Source organism: Oceanimonas aquatica, from assembly GCF_030732065.1.
Lineage (GTDB): Bacteria > Pseudomonadota > Gammaproteobacteria > Enterobacterales > Aeromonadaceae > Oceanimonas.
In genome coordinates this window covers 178,476-196,130 of record NZ_JAVBHX010000003.1, presented here as the reverse complement: position 1 = coordinate 196,130, position 17,655 = coordinate 178,476, and the positions used below count along the sequence as shown (strand labels likewise).

Here is a 17,655-nt window from a genome sequence, read left to right as displayed (position 1 = left end):
TCATCCTTAATACGGCTAACGCCCCAAGAAGGGACAGTAACACGTAGCTATAATACGGAACGAAGTGACGGGAGCCCACGTGTTATTGTGATCTTCCCCCGATAAATCGGACACGCTCTTCCACTACGCCACCAGGGCTTCATATTCGACTGGACTCATATAATTCAGACTTGAGTGCAGTCGAAATCGATTATAAAAATGCTGGATGTATCCGGCCAGTTTATCCCGCAGATGCATCTCTCCATGAAAACGGTTTTCTTTAATCAGCTCACCCTTCAGGGTATGGAAAAACGATTCCATCTCTGCGTTGTCAGTGCACATACCCGGCCGATTAGTACTGGCTCTGATCCCGTGTCGTATCAGCAAGCGCTGTAACTCATGAGCACGATATTCGACTCCTCGATCCGTATGGAAGATCAGACCAGGTTCCGGCCGGCGGTTTCTCAACGCCATCTGCAGAGATGCTTGCGTAAGAGATACCGTTTTACGCTTACCCAGTAACCATCCCACGACACGACGAGAATACAGGTCGATGACTGCGGCAAGGTACAGCCAGCGAGAGCCAACTCGGATGTAGGTCAGATCGGCTGTCCAATGTTGATTGGGAGCAGTCGGCTTTGGCTGGTCTTTACGTAGGTTTACCGATTTCTGATAAAAGCGGTGCAGGCCAGCCACCTTGCGATAAACCCGGGCGACGCGCGCTTTCAATCCGGCTTCCCGCATCAGCCGCTCAACACGCTTTCTGCCGACATGAATGCCTTGTCGCTTCAGGGCTTGATGCACCCTCGGACTTCCATAAGTTTCTCTGCTGGCAGTGAAAACCCGTTTTATTTGCTCTATCAGCTCCGCATTGGCCTGGTCACGCTGGCTCGTTTTACGTTGCAGCCAAGCATAAAAGCCACTGGCAGATACCTTCAGAAAGCGACACAAACAACGTACACCATAGCGAGCACGGTGCTGAGCTACGAACTGGAACCGCGCTTGCGTTCCTCCGCGAGAAACCGTTGCCACTTTTTTAGCAGGTCGTTTTCCTCCTTCAGGTCAGCAACCTGCTTTTCCAGCTTTCGGATCCGTTCGTTTTCGCTCAGGACCTTCGGCTTACTCTCAGCTTTCCTGCGTTTATCCGCCACGATCTTTCCCTCTCGGTACTCTTTACGCCATCGTGACAACATGAAGGGATGAATGTCCAGAGACTCCGCCACTCCCTTCACACTCGCTCCGCTCAGGTGCGTCAGCCTAACAGCTCTGACCTTGAACTCATTCGTGTACTGCCGAGTCTTCTTCTGGTTCTTGTACGCTGGCATTTCTCACCTCGTCTTCGTTTGACTGAGGTGTCCACTAAAACGGGGGAACTACACAGTCCGGCAACATGCGTTTGTTAGGGCTTATTGGCTCGATAAATTCCATTCTATTGAATGTTCTGCTTACGCCAGTTATCAACCGCAATTGATAACCGCTTATCTTTGACTGGTTTTTGCCATTCATCCCAAAAATCAACCGTGCCACTATTTGGCTTATTCTGAGGTTCATCAATTCTGATCCTGCTTGGTAATAGACTAGCATCGCCAACAACAAGTGCTTCACCAGTATCGAGTGTCGGCAAAATGTCGCTAAACCCGCCAAGACTATCTGGAAGTAGACGTTTGATAACCCCCTGATCCTCGGCGTTGGTTAACCTCATGGATACAAAATTGCTGCACTGGCTAAGCATCGTCTTATTTACTTCGGACGGACGTTGACTTATCACCACCAAGCTGACGCCGTATTTACGGCCTTCCTTCGCGATACGCTCGAAAATATCAAGCGAGATGTCGTCGGCAGAATCGGCCATGTTGCGCTGTGGCATGTAAAGGTGCGCCTCATCACACAGCAACGCAATAGGATGACGTAGCTGCGATGGCGTCCATTGTTGGATCGAGAACGTAACCCTTGCTACCAGAGATACAATCAAAGGGAGAACGTCCGAAGGAACTTCTGAAAAGTTAATGATTTTAATCCCGGCCTTGCCATTCTCACCTGTGCTCCCGAGTACCGCAGTAGTGAATTTTTCGAGCCAAGTGAAATCGAGCAGGCCGCCACCGCCATTGAACATAAAGCCAAGACGCCTATCGGAGATTTTGTTCTCAAGACGGGAAATCATGCGGGCGAGTTTTCCGAAGAAATCACCTTGTTTCTCTCTGCCACCCGCTCCAGGAACCATTTCAACGTTGATCTCATTCAGTCGCTCCATAAGGACATCTAAATCAAACGGAACTGGGCTATCTACGGTGAAATGCTTCAATACTTCTTGCTGACCATTTTCCTCCAAGTACTTTTGCTTCGCTCGGTTGATTTCGCGCGCCATAATCATGGCCTGATTGGGAGCATTCTGGTCACTACGATCGACGAACATGGACACGAGTGCTTCATAAGAAAGCAGCCAGTAAGGAAGGTAAATCACATCATCATCAATGGTACGTTTGGCTTCAACGTCTGCAGGACCGGCAACCTTGAAGTGTTGAATGCCTTCTCCCACCAAAGGAGCATATTCGCCATGGAGGTCAAAGACGATAGCGTTAGCGGTCGCGAGTCCCGCCATCTGCTCGATAATTTTGGCAGTCGTCCACGATTTACCAGAACCGGTACTGCCACCAATAAAGGCGTGACGTTGGAAAAATTTGTTGCCGTTTAGATAGGCAACAGCATGCTCATCCAGCGTGTATTTACCGAGAGTCAGAGCATTCCCGTCGGCTGATACGCTTGAAAGGGTACGCATGAAACCCGTGAGGTTATCACCTTCGAGCGAGAAACAGTTCGCGTCAATTTCGGGAACACTTTCGAGGGTACGACGGAATACGTTTTCCTTTTCCCCGTCACGATCCAGCATGGTGCCAATCAGGGCGATACGGCACAGATTTAACTCTGGCGCGTGGCCGTTGATACCGTCATTGATAATGTCTTCGATGCCACGTTTGCGGGTCACCTGTGTAATGAGACCAATGAGGTGTTGCCCGAGTCTGCTGCTTTGCAGCACAGCGAGATGGTTAACCTGCAACCTTTTGAGCTGGTCGATGTTCTCCACCTCTACGATCACATTTGTAGTATCGACTGATGCAACCTTTCCAAGCGCTTCTTCATCCTCAAATGCAAAAATCGGCATGTCTTCTTCCTATATGATTAGTGACAGGTAGCCTTCAAGGCTCCAGATATTCATTTCTACCTTAAGCGGATCCTTATCCAGAGAGGAATAGACGATGGATTGATCGTCTGTTTCACCCCGTTCGATTGCTAGGTAGTTCTGTGCTTTACCATCAAGAATAAGCTTTTTTGCTGAGTCAGAAAGCGCATAAGTAATAATGGTTACAGGTGTCTTCTGTCTAAGGCACTTCACCATCAGCTTCGGTTGAATATGTTCGTCATTAAAACCGTAGCCAATACAAAGGTAAGAACCAGCTTCATTGATAGCTAGATCAGCGTTATTGATAATGGAGCGGAACGGCTCCAGATGTGTTTTTTGATATTTTTGAGTGCCAGGGGTCACGATCTGCGGTTGATAGTTATCTGGTATCCCTTGGATATTTGAGAGGGCTACAGTATCTTCCAGAGGGGTCTGAAACCAATCTAGAGATCCATGGACCTTCCAGATATTAACCCTGCGAGCAGAGGTGATTTCTGTAGGGGCCGCGAGTTGGCGGAAGAAGCCGTGCGTAAATCCGGTGTAATGATGAATGCGCCTCTGATCGCAGGCATACTCCGCTAGGCGATCATAATTTGTAGTGATAATATTTATCCTTTTGAGGCTGCTTCTGAACATATGCTCAAGAAGGCGACTCAATGGAAACATCGCATTATCCTGAAGACTCTTCTGAAAGATTTCTATGTCTTCAGAGTAAATTAGCGCCCAGGTAGCTTTAACGATTCTGGACGTTAGTTCTTCAGAAGCTGCTACCTGGTGTAGGGCAGACTCTAGGTCTACGCCGTCGCCCAAAACCTGGCAGAACTTTTCCCAGACCTCCAGTTCAGGAGCTGACAGACCGGAAACGTCAGTGTGCGCCACGAGATACTTTGCAAGTGCCCCCATCCCTGACATGCCGTGCGCAGCCGAGGCCCCGCTGCCCATAATTATGACAGGTGCCTTTCCATAGAATTCCTGCGCTTGTTTTTGGTAGTTTAAATCAGGCATATCATTCTCGCTATTAGTGCCCCTGCATCCTTCGGTTAACTGTACGGCTTTCGACAGCGCTTACTCGCCCTAACGTCTCAATCAGCCGCCGCTTCAGCGGTCTGCTGGATTGACTTGTTAGGGCGTAGACTATAGGGCACACCTCTATTTTGACCGAAAGCACCGCCATAGTACTTCTGAAGATCAAGGCCTAAATCTTTTTTGTGTTTATATTGAAGGAACATTTCATCACTAGCCAATGGAGTTTTAGATCCAGCCAATGAATATCCTCCATTGATTTCAGAGATAGGTAGATGCTCAAGCATTTGAAATTCAATTAATAGGTTTTTAAATTGCCCACTATCAGCCACGCCCTCAATGCAGTTCATAAAGAGCAAGGCTAACTCTTTGGTGGATAGCTGAGCTCTTAGTATACTAGTATATTTTCTCTTTTCTTCAGGCTGAAGCTTTTCTTCATCGTAGTTATGGATAACTTTAAGCGCCTGATATAAATTTCTAAAGTAATGACCGAGAATATGGTTGTGGTTGTTTTGAATATACTTATACCGCTCCAATGATTCCTCTGGCGACTTAGCCTCTATAGAAAGATAATTTAGAATTTCTTCGAAAACGGGACGGCCCTGAGCTTTTAAAGATTTTGATGCAAAGCTTGCTCCGATTTGTGCCTTTAGTATTGAAGAAGATATCCCCTTAATTACTTTCTGCGCTTCGGCTTTATCACTTAACTCCTCAAGATCCACCTTTAAGTTATCAACAATATTATGGTGAAGATCAATAATATTAAAGAATGTAGTTTCAATCGCAGAGGTACTTAATGCGTCTGCTGTTTTTTCGTATTCATTCCTAGCGAGGCGAAGCTCTTGTCGTTGGATTATAATTGTTACGATTAGTCCAAACAGAGTAAAAAACGTAAGAATAGGGTTAAGAACTCCGCCTAAAAAATCGCCAAACACTCCACCTCTATCAGTAAAAGTTATCAGTAACAGGTTTATTACCAGCAAAAATCCAGCGACAATAACTGCACTAGATATGATCTTAAAAAGGACTTTATTTAGAGACGAGCCAACTTGATCGGTTTTAGCATCAGTAAATAACGCCTCAAACTTTGGGTATCTCTTATCGAGAAAGGCGTTTACTTTCAAAAATCTACTTTTAATCCATTCTTTCACTATAAAGTCCTAAATTTGTTCTTTGTTCCATAGAGCCCTAACGCCCTAAAATTTCTACGATTAATTAGTTTGTTAGCCACTCGACTCCGACTCTACAACCCATTCGACGCAATCCATATATTCATTGAGACTTATCTTACCGAGGCTAAACGCATCTGCATCTTTGACAAGTACTCTAGCTTTACCGAATAAACTACCATCTGGTAATTTAAGCTGGATACTGACTTTTGAGATTTTCGATGATGTTGCTACATCTTGCAACACACCAACCGACAATTCGATAAGTTGCTGGGATGAGTGAATTAATGCTTCAATAGAATCTCGGTTTAACTTATCGACCACAGTTAGCATACCTTCTCGACTATTTACTTCCCAACCTGAACTCTCAAAGCCAACTGTCGTAAGGTTATGTACTATACCTAATAGCGATGACGAAAGAGAACGCTCTGAATCAAGCTGCTGTATTTTTGTGATCTCCTGTATATGTTCTACAAATGTAATTGTATTCGCTAAACGTACTGCGCAATGGACCTTAATTAACCACACCGAAACTCGCCTCAGTCGGTGGAGACCAATTTTTTGTTCTTTTAGTTTTGGAGCTTTACCATAAGTAGCAAGTATCGTTTGGGGACCAACCAGCTTAAAAGACTTATGCGCTGATATGTTACGCTACTGGTTCACTGAGATATTCACTTCAGGATCTCGAAGAAAGATTGATGGTGGACTTATTTTAGTTATTGGGAAACCACCAACTAGCGAACCAAAGTTTTTTCCGCAAACATCCTCAGGCCATGTCCCTTTCGCTTCCTTGTGAGCAAATGCGTAAATAATCTGTAATTGAGGCTTAAAACAACCCTCGCCAACGCCATCAATAGTTTGAAATAACTGATAGGCTTTATCTCTTGGTTCCGCATTCTTTGGCAATGGCGTTGTCATTTGAAATAAATTAAGCCAATTTTCGTCGGATGCCATCGTGTTAGCAAAAAGCTTATTCATTTCTCGGTATGCACCAGCCGATCAACTCTGAGAACACTACGGTGAAGTGCTAAGCACCACTCCATAAGTTCAAGGTACTCAGGATCTGTGGCGAATTTTGCCAAATTGCGCAACTCGAACATGAACGAATCAATATTTTTTTTGAGAAAGTTTTTACGTCGAAAATATGGTGTAAATGCGGCTTCTGTTGCTAGCTTCCAATCATCTCTTGTAAAACGTGTTGGATCGCTATGTTTAATTATTGAAGTTAGGTGTTTTTCCATTTTCCTAAAACTACATGACGTTAATGACTAGAGTGGCTAACACCCCCGCTAAACGGCGAGCGTTAGCGAGTCCGGTGTAGGCTGCGTTTTTGTTGCAGCCGGAACGAATTTGAGCGGCTTGTTATGCCAGCCGAGCTCCATTTGGCAATTCCATATCAACGGTTGAAAGCACAACTGAACCATCAGGCCGGTGCAACCCAGTGACCAAACATTCAGACATGATGGGGCCAATTTGTTTTGGTGGGAAGTTTACGACTGCCAGCACCTGCTTACCCAACAAATCTTCTTTGGCGTATAAATCAGTGATCTGCGCGCTAGATTTTTTGATACCAAGCTCTTCTCCAAAATCCACTTTTAACTTGTAAGCAGGTCGGCGAGCCTCTGGAAAGTCTTCAACTTCGACAATGGTTCCAACGCGGATATCAACTTTTTGAAAATCACCCCAATCAATATGCTTCATAATTCACCTTAAATACTTTGTGTGCATAACATTTTAATAGTGAGCATGCGCATATATGTTCAGATACTCGCGCTCAGTAAATTTCATAATACTCTGATTATAAAATCATTTTCTCTCTTTTAGAGCAATCACTCCGTGATCAAAATGAGCATGCTCAATATCTACACGGCTTTGCTAGTTATCTACATCATCATAACCCAAGCCCTTCTATCTACTGGTCTTTTCTGCCCTTGCCTGTTGCACACGAGCACTTGTTGTTGATAACGCGCATGCAAACCTCAGGGCTTACAATATACTGTATAGATAACCAGCATTCGTGGAATGGGAAAAGCATGGCTGCCAGTCCGTTTTTGAATCGCATTCGCCGGGAGCTGCGCCTGGGTGGCTACAGTCTGAGAACTGAAAAAACCTACCTGCACTGGATCAAGCGATTCATTCGCTTTCATCGGCTGCGCCACCCGGCCGACATGGGAGCACCAGAGGTGCGCCGCTTTCTTACTTGGCTGGCCGCCGATTGCCATGTTGCCGTCAACACGCAAAAAACCGCCCTTAATGCCCTGGCTTTTATGTATCACAAGGTGCTGAATATCGAGCTTGGCGAACTGGATTTTCATCGTGCAAGTCAATATCGCCGCCTTCCCGTTGTGCTTACTCAGGCTGAAGTCGCGTTAATCCTCAAACACCTGGATGAACGCAACCGACTGATTTTTTCATTGCTGTATGGCAGCGGCCTCAGAATCACCGAATGCCTGCGGCTCAGAGTACAGGACATTGGCTTTAACGACGGCTCTGTTACCGTGCGTAACGGCAAGGGCAACAAAGACAGAAAAACCATGTTAAGTGAGCGGCTTCACGGCTTGCTGCACCGGCAGATAGAGAGTGCTTTATCGGTTCAGCAGGCAGATAACCTGAAAGGTGTTGGCCCATCGCTGCCTTACGCCATTGGCAAAAAACACCCTAATGCCTATCGTCAACCGGCCTGGATGTTTGTGTTCCCGTCCGTCAGCCTGTGCAAACATCCCGTTACCGGCGTGGTTTGCCGCCATCATCTGCATGACTCGGTGCCACGCAGGGCACTTAAAGCGGCAGTTCGTCAGGCCGGCATCTGCAACAAGCGCATCAGTTGCCATACCTTTCGCCATTCATTTGCCACTCACCTGCTTGAAAGCGGCCGCGATATCAGAACCGTACAGGAGCTGCTTGGGCACAGCGATGTGCGCACCACTCAGATTTACACCCATGTGCTCGGTCAGCACTTTGCCGGTACACACAGCCCCCTCGACTTTCTTGCCGGCGTGGATAAACAGTAACCGAATGCGCATTTAGTTGAACGTCACCCACGCTACCGCCGGACCTTGCAGGCGATCACCCTGATTGCAGCTCTGTTAATTTGCGTCCTATTCTGACGTGCTGGCATATTATTTCAATTGAGACCTATACAAAAACGGCCCGCAGTGCGGGCCCTTGGCGATAACGTGAGCATTCAGGCAGATTCGGCGCCAATCTCTTGCAGGGCCTGCACCAGGGCATCGGGCTCCTGGGCGCCAGCAATCAGGTATTGGTTATTGATAATAAAGGCGGGCACGGAACTGACACCGGCCTGCTGGTAAATTGCTTCCTCTTCCCGCACCAGGTCGGCGTATTGATCCGAGTCCAGCACCTGCCTGGCTTTTGCCCGGTCCAGCCCCAGGGCTTGAACGCAACTCAGCAGCACAGCGTGATCAGACACATCCATCGCCTTGCCAAAATACACCTCGAACAGGGCCTGTTTCATGGCGGTTTGCCGGCCCTCCTCCCCTGCCCACTTCACCAGCCGGTGGGCATCAAAGGTATTGCAGGTTAACCGCTCCTGTATTTTCTCAAAGTTGAGGCCAAGCTCGGTGGCAATGGTCATCATGCGCTGCTGGTTTTCCCGCATCTCCTGCTCGCTCCGCCCGTATTTTCTGGCCAGGGCAGGCAAAATGGGCTCACCTTGCCCGGTGTGCTCCGGGTTCAGTTCAAATGCCTTCCACTGCACGCTGAATTCATAATCGGGCGCCAGCCGTTCCATGGCCTGCGCCAGCCGGGCATAGCCAATGGCACACCAGGGGCAGGCAATATCGGAAACGATATCTATGTGTATCTTTTTCATAACACTCCTACAGGAATTCGCGGGTGACGCTGATGATGCGTGCATCTACGGTGCTCTGTATCTTATCTTCGATGCGGCTGCACAGTGATTCAAGCTCCCGTCGCGAGGCCGCCACCACCACAAATGACCATTCGCTGGCATCGTGACTGTTGAGTTCGCCACTCTCACACACGGCTACCGACGGGTTGCGCCCGAACCGTTCATGCATGCCACCCATGCGCTGGCGCTTTTCCTTTAACGAGCCACATCCCGGCAGAGAAAAGGTGATGCTCAGCATACCAATATGCATGTCGTCCTCCTTGCTGGCGGAGTTACAGGGCCTGACAAGAATAGTGTTTCACGTTCCAGTCAGCAGCGCGAACGACTTTATGCAGAACACCTGCCCACTATTCCCTTTGCCGGACCATGGAGACCAGAGTGAACGTACTTGCTTAAAGCAGACCATACCGGGTGCTGCGCCCACCGCCCGGCAGGCTGTGCAAACATCCTTTTTCTACCAGATCTGCCAGATCACGGGTGGCCGTGGCCTTGCTCACCTTGGCCAAAGCCTGATATTTACGAGCATTAATGCCGCTTTCAAACTCTTCTCCCGCGTTATCCAGCAGCCGGTTAAGTACCTTTATCTGCCGTTCACTCAGGGGCGTTTTTGCATGTCGCTGCCAGAAGTGCGCCTTTTCCAGTACCCGATCAACCCGTGCCAGCGCCTGCTGCAGTGCCTCTTGCAAAGTGTCCAGAAACCAGGCCAGCCAGATGGTGATGTCCAGATTGCCCTTCTGGGTTTGTTCGAGGTGGTCATAATAGCCATTACGCCGGGCCATAATGGCCGCACTCAGAGAATAAAAACGCACGGAGCGGGCCTCGGCCTGGGCCAGCGCCCTGTCGGTAACCGCTCTGGTTACCCGGCCGTTGCCATCATCAAAAGGATGCAGGGTGATCAGCCATAAATGAGCAATACCGGCTCTGAGAATAGAATCCAGCTGTTCCGGCGGATGATTGAACCATTCAATAAAGGCGTTCAGTTGCTGCTCCAGCCCCTGCCTGGGCGGTGCTTCAAAATGAACGGTGGGGTTATCCATTCGTCCGGATATCACCTGCATAGGGTGTTCACCCCGCAGCTCACCAATCAAAATTCGGGACAGAATGCTCTCACGAGGAAACAGCTGTGCCTGCCAATGACATAGCTGCTCACAAGACAATGGCTGTTCGGGCTGATGGGTGGCTTCCAGTAAAAGGGCTACCAGAGAGTCGGACTCGGGAGTAGGTCTGCCGGCCATACCGGCCTGCTCCAGCCCAAGCTGACGGGCCACCGACGAGCGAACCGATCCCACATCGAGGTGCTCACCCTCAATTTCACTGGTACGGATGGCATTCTGGATCAGGGCATCCATTTCTACGGCCGAGTCAGTTTGCGCAGGCGCCACTTCGGTACGGCCCAACAGCCTCCCCTGCAGCCAGCGGATCTCGTCAAGCCTGGGCTTTAGCGTTGCTTCATCCCAACGGAAATGAGGCCAGTCATTATGTTGCCAGATGTACATGAGCCGAATAACCACCCTAATCGAATCAAAATATGAGCCGATTATGGCAATTAATCGGCTCAGGGGGAAGTTACTCCAGCACCCGCGCCAGCTCGTCCAGCGAGCCGGGGTCGTCTATGGTGGACGGCACCACATACTGCTCGCCGTCGGCAATCTGGCGGATCACCCGGCGCAGTATTTTGCCGGAGCGGGTTTTGGGCAGGCGATCCACGATGATGGCCTGTTTAAAGCAGGCCACCGCGCCCACTCGGTCGCGCACCAGTTGCAGCAGCGCTTGCTCTATGTTGCCGTTGTCAGAGGCATAGCCGTCTTTCAGCACCACCAGCCCCAGCGGCAGCTGGCCTTTCAGCTCGTCGTGCACGCCAATCACGGCACATTCGGCCACCGCCTCATGGCTGCCCACAATCTCTTCCATCTCGCCGGTGGAAAGCCGGTGGCCGGCCACGTTAATCACATCATCCATGCGCCCCATCACAAACAGGTAACCGTCTTCGTCCACATAACCGCCATCGCCGGACACATAAAAGCCGGGGAACTGGCCGAGGTAACCGGATTCAAAGCGGTCGTGATTGCGCCACACAGTGGGCAGGCAGCCCGGTGGCAGCGGCCGCTGAATGGCAATGTAGCCCTGCTCGCCGGCGGGCTGTGCTTCTCCCAGCTCGTTCAGCACTTGCACCTTGTAGCCGGGAATGGGTTTGGTGGCGGAGCCGGGTTTAACCGCGAAGCGCTCCAGCCCCAGCGGGTTGCCGGCAATGGCCCAGCCGGTTTCGGTTTGCCACCAGTGATCCACTACCGGCCGGCCGGTATGGCGCTGCACCCACTCCAGGGTGGGCGGGTCGAGCCGCTCGCCGGCCATAAAGATGATGGTGAGCTTATCCATGAGGTAATGCTCAAGCTGCTCGCCGTTCGGGTCTTCCTTCTTGATGGCACGAAATGCCGTGGGTGCCGAGAACAGCACTTTTACCCCATATTCGTCGCACACCCGCCAGAAGGCGCCGGGATCCGGGGTTTTCACCGGTTTGCCTTCATACAAAATGGTGGTGCAACCGTAGATCAGCGGCGCATACACTATGTAGGAATGGCCCACCACCCAGCCCACGTCGGACGCGGCCCAGAACACATCATTGGGCTCCACGTTATAAACGGTTTTCATGCTGTAGTGCATGGCCACCGCATGGCCCCCGTTGTCGCGCACCACCCCCTTGGGTTTTCCGGTGGTGCCCGAGGTATACAGAATGTAGAGCGGGTCCGTGGCCTTGACCGGCACGCAGGGGTGCGGCTCGGCCTGTTGCATCAGGGCCGACCAGTCCTTGTCGCGCTCATGGGGCAGATCCGCCGGGCATTCCCGGCGCTGAAACACCACCACATGCTCGGGCTTCCAGCGGCTGTCCATCACCGCCTTGTCTACCAGCGGCTTGTAGGGGATCACCTTGTTGACCTCCACGCCGCAACTGGCGGTGAGCAGCACTTTGGGTTCGGCGTCTTCAATGCGCACTGCCAGTTCGTGAGACGCAAAGCCACCAAACACCACCGAGTGAATGGCCCCCAGCCGGGCACAGGCCAGCATGGCTATCGCCGCTTGCGGGATCATGGGCATGTAAATCACCACCCGGTCGCCCTTTTGCACGCCAAGCTGAGCCAGCATGCCGGCGGCCTTGGCCACCTGATCCCGCAGCACGCCATAGCTGTAGCGGGCCTTCTGGCCGGTGACCGGCGAGTCGTAGATCAGCGCGGTCTGATCCCCCCTGCCCTGGGCCACATGATAATCCAGCGCCAGATGGGCGGTGTTGAGCTCGCCGTCGGCAAACCAGCGCTCAATGCCGTGCTCGTCCTTGCTTAATATGGTGCTCGGAAAGGTAAACCAGTCCAGTTGCTCGGCCTGTTGTTTCCAGAAGGTGTCCGGCGAGCTGGCCGCCAAATCAAATGCCTGCTGATAGGTGAACATGGTGCTTGCTCCTGACATTGCTTGTCCTTAAGCGCCGCGGCGCATTGTGGTTACTCAAACGACACGCGCACCACTCCTTCCATTAAAATGCGCGCGCTGCGACTCATGGTGACTTTTTCCGCTACCCAGCCTCGCTCGGTGTGCCGAGCACTGGCGCCCACTTTCAGGGTGCCGGACGGGTGACCAAAGGTGACCGACTCTCTCTCGACGCCCCCGGCGGCCAGGTTGACCAGGGTGCCGGGCACACAGGCAGCGGCGGCAATGGCCACGGCGGCGGTCCCCATCATGGCGTGGTGCAGCTTGCCCATGGACAGCGCCCGCACCAGCACATCGATGTCGTTTTCGGTCACCGTTTTTCCGCTGGAGGCGGAATAGGCCGCCGGGCCTGCCACAAAGGCCACCTTGGGGGTGTGCTGGCGTTGTGCGGCGTCTTCGGGCTTGGTTATCAGCCCCATTTTTACGGCGCCAACAGCGCGGATTTGCTCAAACATCGCCAGTGTCTCGGCATTTCCGTTAATGGCTGGCTGCAGCTCGGTGCCGGTGAAGCCCATGGACTCTGCGTTAATAAAAATGGTGGGAATGCCGGCGTTAATGAGCGTGGCTTCAAGCGTGCCGATGCCGGGCACGTCCAGGCGGTCGGTCAGGTTGCCGGTTGGGAACATGGCGCCCTCGCCCGGTTCCATAAAGTCGACCTGAATTTTCGCCGCAGGAAAGGTCACGCCATCCAGCGCAAAGTCGCCGGTTTCCTGCACTTCACCGTTTACCATGGGCACATGCACCCGCAGGGTTTTGCCAATGTTGGCCTGCCACACCCGCACCGTGGCCACACCGTTTTGCGGCAACCGTGCTTTATCCACCAGGCCGGCATGAATGGCAAAGGGTCCTACCGCCGCCGACAGGTTGCCGCAGTTACCGCTCCAGTCCACAAAGGGCTGGTCGATGGACACCTGACCGAACAGGTAGTCCACGTCGTGATCCGGCTTGTCGCTTTGGGACACGATCACGGTTTTGCTGGTGCTGGAGGTAGCCCCGCCCATGCCGTCTGTGTGTTTGCCGTAAGGATCCGGGCTGCCGATGATCCGCAGTAACAGTTTGTCTCTGGCCTCGCCAGGCACTCGTGCCGCCGGCGGCAGATCGCTCAGGTTAAAAAACACCCCTTTGCTGGTGCCGCCACGCATATAGATGGCGGGTATTTTCAGCTGGGGCGGGAACACATTGCTTGCCATGGTTAACTCCTTTTAACCGGCCAGAAAATCCTGGGCAAAGCGCTGCAGCACACCGCCGGCGCTGTACACACTGAGCTCATCGGCGGTGTCCAGCCGGCAGCGCACCGGCACTCGTTCCTGTTCGCCGCTGGCTCTGGTGATCACCAGGGTCAGCTCGGCCCCGGGGGTAATGTCACCCTGCACGTCGTAGAGCTCGGTGCCGTCGAGATCCAGCGTATGCCGGCTGGTGCCGGGCAAAAACTCCAGCGGCAGCACGCCCATGCCCACCAGGTTGGTGCGGTGGATGCGCTCAAAGCCTTCTGCCACAATGGCTTCCACCCCGGCCAGGCGCACGCCCTTGGCAGCCCAGTCCCGGGACGAACCCTGGCCGTAGTCGGCCCCCGCCACGATGATCAGCGGCTGCTTGCGGTTCATGTAGGTTTCTATGGCTTCCCACATGCGGGTGACCTTGCCGTCAGGCTCAATGCGCGCCAGCGACCCCTGCACCACCTCGCCGTTGTCCTGCACCATTTCGTTAAACAGCTTGGGGTTGGCCAGGGTCGCCCGCAGGGCGGTAAGGTGATCGCCGCGATGAGTGGCGTAGGAGTTAAAGTCTTCTTCCGGCACGCCCATGCTGGCCAGATATTCTCCCGCCGCGCTGGTTGGCAGAATGGCGTTGGACGGCGACAGATGATCGGTGGTGATGTTGTCCCCCAGAATGGCGAGCGGGCGCATGCCGGTCAGGCTGCATTTTCCGGCCAGGGCGCCTTCCCAGTAAGGCGGGCGGCGAATATAGGTACTCATGGGCCGCCAGTCATAGAGCGGCTCGGCGCCTTGAGCGTCGTCATTCAGCCTGAACATTTGAATGTACACGTCGTTGAACTGCTCGGGCCTGACGTAGTCGGCCACCACCGCATCTATCTCTGCATCGGTAGGCCAGAGATCGTTCAGATATACGGGCTTGCCGCTGGCGTCGGTGCCCAGGGCGTCGCGTTCAATATCAAAGCGAATGGTGCCGGCCAGGGCATAGGCCACCACCAGCGGCGGCGAGGCCAGAAACGCCTGCCGGGCATAAGGGTGAATGCGGCCGTCGAAGTTGCGGTTACCCGAGAGCACCGCCGTGGTGTAAAGATCGCGCTCAATAATTCCCTGCTGAATATCCGGGTCGAGCGCGCCGCTCATGCCGTTACAGGTGGTGCAGGCATAACCCACAATGCCAAAGCCCAGTTGTTCCAGCTCCGGCAGCAGGCCCGCTTCTTCCATATAGAGCCGCGCCACCCTGGAGCCGGGGGCGAACGAGGTTTTGACCCAGGGCTTGCGCACAAGGCCCAGCGCGTTGGCTTTTTTCGCCAGCAGCCCCGCCGCCACCACATTGCGCGGATTACTGGTGTTGGTGCAGGAGGTAATGGCGGCGATGATCACGGCGCCGTCCGGCAGCTCACCGGGTTGCTCTTGCCAGGGACCGGCAATGCCCCGCTCGGTGAGCGCCGAGGTGGGCAGCCGCCGGTGCGGACTGGAGGGCCCCGCCATGTTGCGGGTAACAGTGCCAATATCAAACTCCAGTACCCGTTCATAACAGGCAGCACGCAGATCATCCGCCCACAGTCCGGTATGGCGGGCATAGGCTTCCACCAGCTTCACCTGCTCATCGTCCCGTCCGGTGAGCTTGAGGTAGTTGATGGTCTGCTCATCGATGTAGAACATGCCGGCGGTGGCGCCGTATTCCGGGGTCATGTTGGAAATGGTGGCACGGTCGCCAATGGTCAGATCCCGAGTGCCTTCCCCAAAGAACTCCAGCCAGGCCGACACCACCCGCTGCTCGCGCAAAAACTCGGTGAGCGCCAGCACTATGTCGGTGGCGGTAATGCCGGGCTGCCGGGTGCCGGTGAGCCTGACGCCAACGATGTCCGGCAGGCGCATCATGGAGGGCCGCCCCAGCATCACGGTTTCGGCTTCCAGCCCGCCCACGCCAATGGCAATCACCCCCAGGGCATCCACGTGGGGGGTGTGGCTGTCGGTACCCACACAGGTATCGGGAAAGGCCACGCCGTTTTGCACCTGCACCACCGGCGACATTTTCTCCAGGTTTATCTGGTGCATAATGCCGTTGCCCGCCGGGATCACGCTCACGTTCTCAAAGGCGGTTTTGCACCACTCAATAAAGTGAAAACGATCTTCGTTGCGGCGATCTTCTATGGCGCGGTTTTTTTCAACGGCGTCCGGCTCAAAGCCGGCGTGCTCCACCGCCAGCGAGTGATCCACAATCAGCTGGGTTTGCACCACCGGGTTGACCCGGGCCGGATCGCCCCCTTGCGCGGCAATGGCGTCCCGCAGGCCGGCCAGATCCACCAGTGCGGTCTGGCCCAGAATGTCGTGGCACACCACCCGCGCCGGATACCAGGGAAAGTCGAGATCGCGCTTGCGCTCGATCAGCTGTTTAAGGCTGTCGGTCAGCATGGAAGACTCACAGCGGCGCACCAGTTGCTCCGCCAGCACCCGTGAAGCATAGGGCAACTTGTCATAAGCACCGGGAGCGATGGCATTGACCGCTTCCCGCGCATCATAGTAATCGAGCCCGGTGCCGGGCAGCGGCTTGCGATAGTCGGTGTTCATGGCGGACCTCACTTGCGCTCACCGATGGGCAGCCAGGCCTGAGGCTCGGGGCCAACATAGTCGGCGCTGGGGCGAATAATGCGGTTATTGGCGCGCTGCTCAAAGACATGGGCGGCCCAGCCGGTGACCCGGCTCATCACAAAAATGGGGGTAAACAGCTTGGTGGGTATGCCCATAAAGTGATAGGCGGAGGCGTGAAAGAAGTCGGCGTTGCAGAACAGGTTTTTCTCCCGCTTCATCACGGCTTCTACCCGCTCGGACACCGCATAGAGCTGAGGGTTGTCCGCATTTTCCGAGAGCTTTTTCGACCATTCCTTGATGAGATTATTGCGCGGATCCGACTCGCGATAAATGGCATGACCAAAGCCCATGATCTTTTCCTTGTTGGCCAGCATCTGCAGTATGCCGGCTTCGGCTTCGTCGGGGGTTTGCCACTGCTCAATCATGTCCATGGCCGCTTCGTTGGCACCGCCGTGCAGGGGGCCGCGCAGGCTGCCAATGGCGGCGGTAATGCAGGAATGCAGATCCGACAACGTGGAAGCACATACCCGGGCGGTAAAGGTAGACGCATTGAATTCGTGCTCGGCATAAAGCACCAGGGAGCAATGCATTACTTGCTTGTGCAGCTCGCTGGGGGCCGTGCCGGTAAGCATTTCCAGAAAATAGCCGCCAATACTGTCCTGCTGCGGGCAGGTAGTATCAATGCGCACACCGTCATGACTGTAGCGGTACCAGTAGCAGATGATGGCCGGCAGCATGGACAGCAGAGTGTCGGTTTTATCCTCCTGCTCGGCAAAGTCCCGTTCCTGATCCAGGTTGCCCAGGGCGGAGCAACCGGTGCGCATCACGTCCATGGGGTGGGCATCGGCGGGAATTTCTTCCAGCACCCGGCACAACGCCGGCGGCAGGCCACGGCGGGCCATGAGACTGTGTTTGTAGTCATTCAGCTCGGTTTGCGTGGGCAGCTTGCCCTTTAACAGCAGGTGGGCCACTTCCTCAAACTCGGCATGATGAGCCAGATCGGTAATGTCATAGCCCCGATAGGTCAGCCCGGTGCCACTTTTGCCCACGGTACACAGGGCCGTGGTGCCGGCACTCTGGCCGCGCAGGCCGGCACCACCCAGTTGTTTGTTATCCATTTTGTTATCGGCTACGGCAAACGCAGTCATGGCACTC

At 53.5% G+C, this 17,655-nt stretch carries 15 protein-coding genes; 1 reads left to right on the top strand and 14 read right to left on the bottom strand.

Annotated elements, in window-relative coordinates:
- Nucleotides 1–123 precede the first annotated feature (123 nt).
- From Q9290_RS06125 to Q9290_RS06095, 7 genes are all read right to left on the bottom strand, one after another.
- Nucleotides 124–1,304, bottom strand: a protein-coding gene (locus Q9290_RS06125) for an IS3 family transposase (protein WP_371930897.1) whose coding sequence is annotated in 2 segments (ribosomal slippage) — nt 124–1,008 and nt 1,011–1,304 — 1,179 coding nt in all. Because the reading frame shifts where the segments join, the coding sequence is not laid out codon by codon here.
- Between the two features lie 104 nt (nt 1,305–1,408).
- Nucleotides 1,409–3,139 carry an ATP-binding protein gene (locus Q9290_RS06120; RefSeq protein WP_306078760.1) on the bottom strand — a complete coding sequence of 577 codons (1,731 nt, stop codon included), beginning with the start codon at nt 3,137–3,139 and terminating at the stop codon, nt 1,409–1,411.
- Between the two features lie 9 nt (nt 3,140–3,148).
- On the bottom strand, nt 3,149–4,162 hold the full coding sequence (locus Q9290_RS06115) for an SIR2 family protein (protein ID WP_306078759.1): 1,014 nt from the start codon (nt 4,160–4,162) through the stop codon (nt 3,149–3,151).
- A gap of 77 nt (nt 4,163–4,239) precedes the next feature.
- Complete coding sequence (locus tag Q9290_RS06110; RefSeq protein ID WP_306078758.1) at nt 4,240–5,331, bottom strand: putative phage abortive infection protein; 1,092 nt, start codon at nt 5,329–5,331, stop codon at nt 4,240–4,242.
- A 72-nt stretch (nt 5,332–5,403) separates the two neighbouring features.
- Nucleotides 5,404–5,877 carry a hypothetical protein gene (locus Q9290_RS06105; protein ID WP_306078757.1) on the bottom strand — a complete coding sequence of 158 codons (474 nt, stop codon included), beginning with the start codon at nt 5,875–5,877 and terminating at the stop codon, nt 5,404–5,406.
- Nucleotides 5,878–6,000: 123 nt separating this feature from the next.
- Entirely contained in the window at nt 6,001–6,327 is a 327-nt protein-coding gene (locus tag Q9290_RS06100) for a hypothetical protein (RefSeq protein ID WP_306078756.1), read from the bottom strand.
- A 384-nt stretch (nt 6,328–6,711) separates the two neighbouring features.
- Nucleotides 6,712–7,050, bottom strand: coding sequence for a tRNA-binding protein (locus tag Q9290_RS06095; protein ID WP_306078755.1), 339 nt, complete (start codon nt 7,048–7,050; stop codon nt 6,712–6,714).
- A 254-nt stretch (nt 7,051–7,304) separates the two neighbouring features.
- On the opposite strand from Q9290_RS06095, the gene Q9290_RS06090 reads away from it, so the two are divergent.
- Nucleotides 7,305–8,360, top strand: a complete 1,056-nt coding sequence (locus Q9290_RS06090) for an integron integrase (RefSeq protein WP_462806083.1) — start codon at nt 7,305–7,307, stop codon at nt 8,358–8,360.
- A gap of 173 nt (nt 8,361–8,533) precedes the next feature.
- Here Q9290_RS06090 and Q9290_RS06085 read toward each other — a convergent pair whose 3' ends face one another.
- The 7 genes from Q9290_RS06085 to prpC form a co-directional block, all read right to left on the bottom strand.
- Complete coding sequence (locus tag Q9290_RS06085; protein ID WP_306078754.1) at nt 8,534–9,181, bottom strand: DsbA family oxidoreductase; 648 nt, start codon at nt 9,179–9,181, stop codon at nt 8,534–8,536.
- A 7-nt stretch (nt 9,182–9,188) separates the two neighbouring features.
- Nucleotides 9,189–9,470: a DUF503 domain-containing protein gene (locus Q9290_RS06080; RefSeq protein ID WP_306078753.1), complete on the bottom strand. Its 282-nt coding sequence runs from the start codon at nt 9,468–9,470 to the stop codon at nt 9,189–9,191.
- Nucleotides 9,471–9,612: 142 nt separating this feature from the next.
- Complete coding sequence (locus tag Q9290_RS06075) at nt 9,613–10,716, bottom strand: Fic family protein (RefSeq protein WP_306078752.1); 1,104 nt, start codon at nt 10,714–10,716, stop codon at nt 9,613–9,615.
- 70 nt (nt 10,717–10,786) lie between these two features.
- Nucleotides 10,787–12,661, bottom strand: coding sequence for a propionyl-CoA synthetase (locus tag Q9290_RS06070; protein WP_306078751.1), 1,875 nt, complete (start codon nt 12,659–12,661; stop codon nt 10,787–10,789).
- Nucleotides 12,662–12,711: 50 nt separating this feature from the next.
- A complete protein-coding gene (gene prpF / locus Q9290_RS06065; protein ID WP_306078750.1) occupies nt 12,712–13,887 on the bottom strand; it encodes a 2-methylaconitate cis-trans isomerase PrpF in 1,176 nt (391 codons plus the stop codon).
- A 12-nt stretch (nt 13,888–13,899) separates the two neighbouring features.
- A complete protein-coding gene (acnD, locus tag Q9290_RS06060) occupies nt 13,900–16,479 on the bottom strand; it encodes a Fe/S-dependent 2-methylisocitrate dehydratase AcnD (protein ID WP_306078749.1) in 2,580 nt (859 codons plus the stop codon).
- Nucleotides 16,480–16,487: 8 nt separating this feature from the next.
- A complete protein-coding gene (gene prpC / locus Q9290_RS06055) occupies nt 16,488–17,648 on the bottom strand; it encodes a bifunctional 2-methylcitrate synthase/citrate synthase (RefSeq protein WP_306078748.1) in 1,161 nt (386 codons plus the stop codon).
- Nucleotides 17,649–17,655 lie beyond the last annotated feature (7 nt).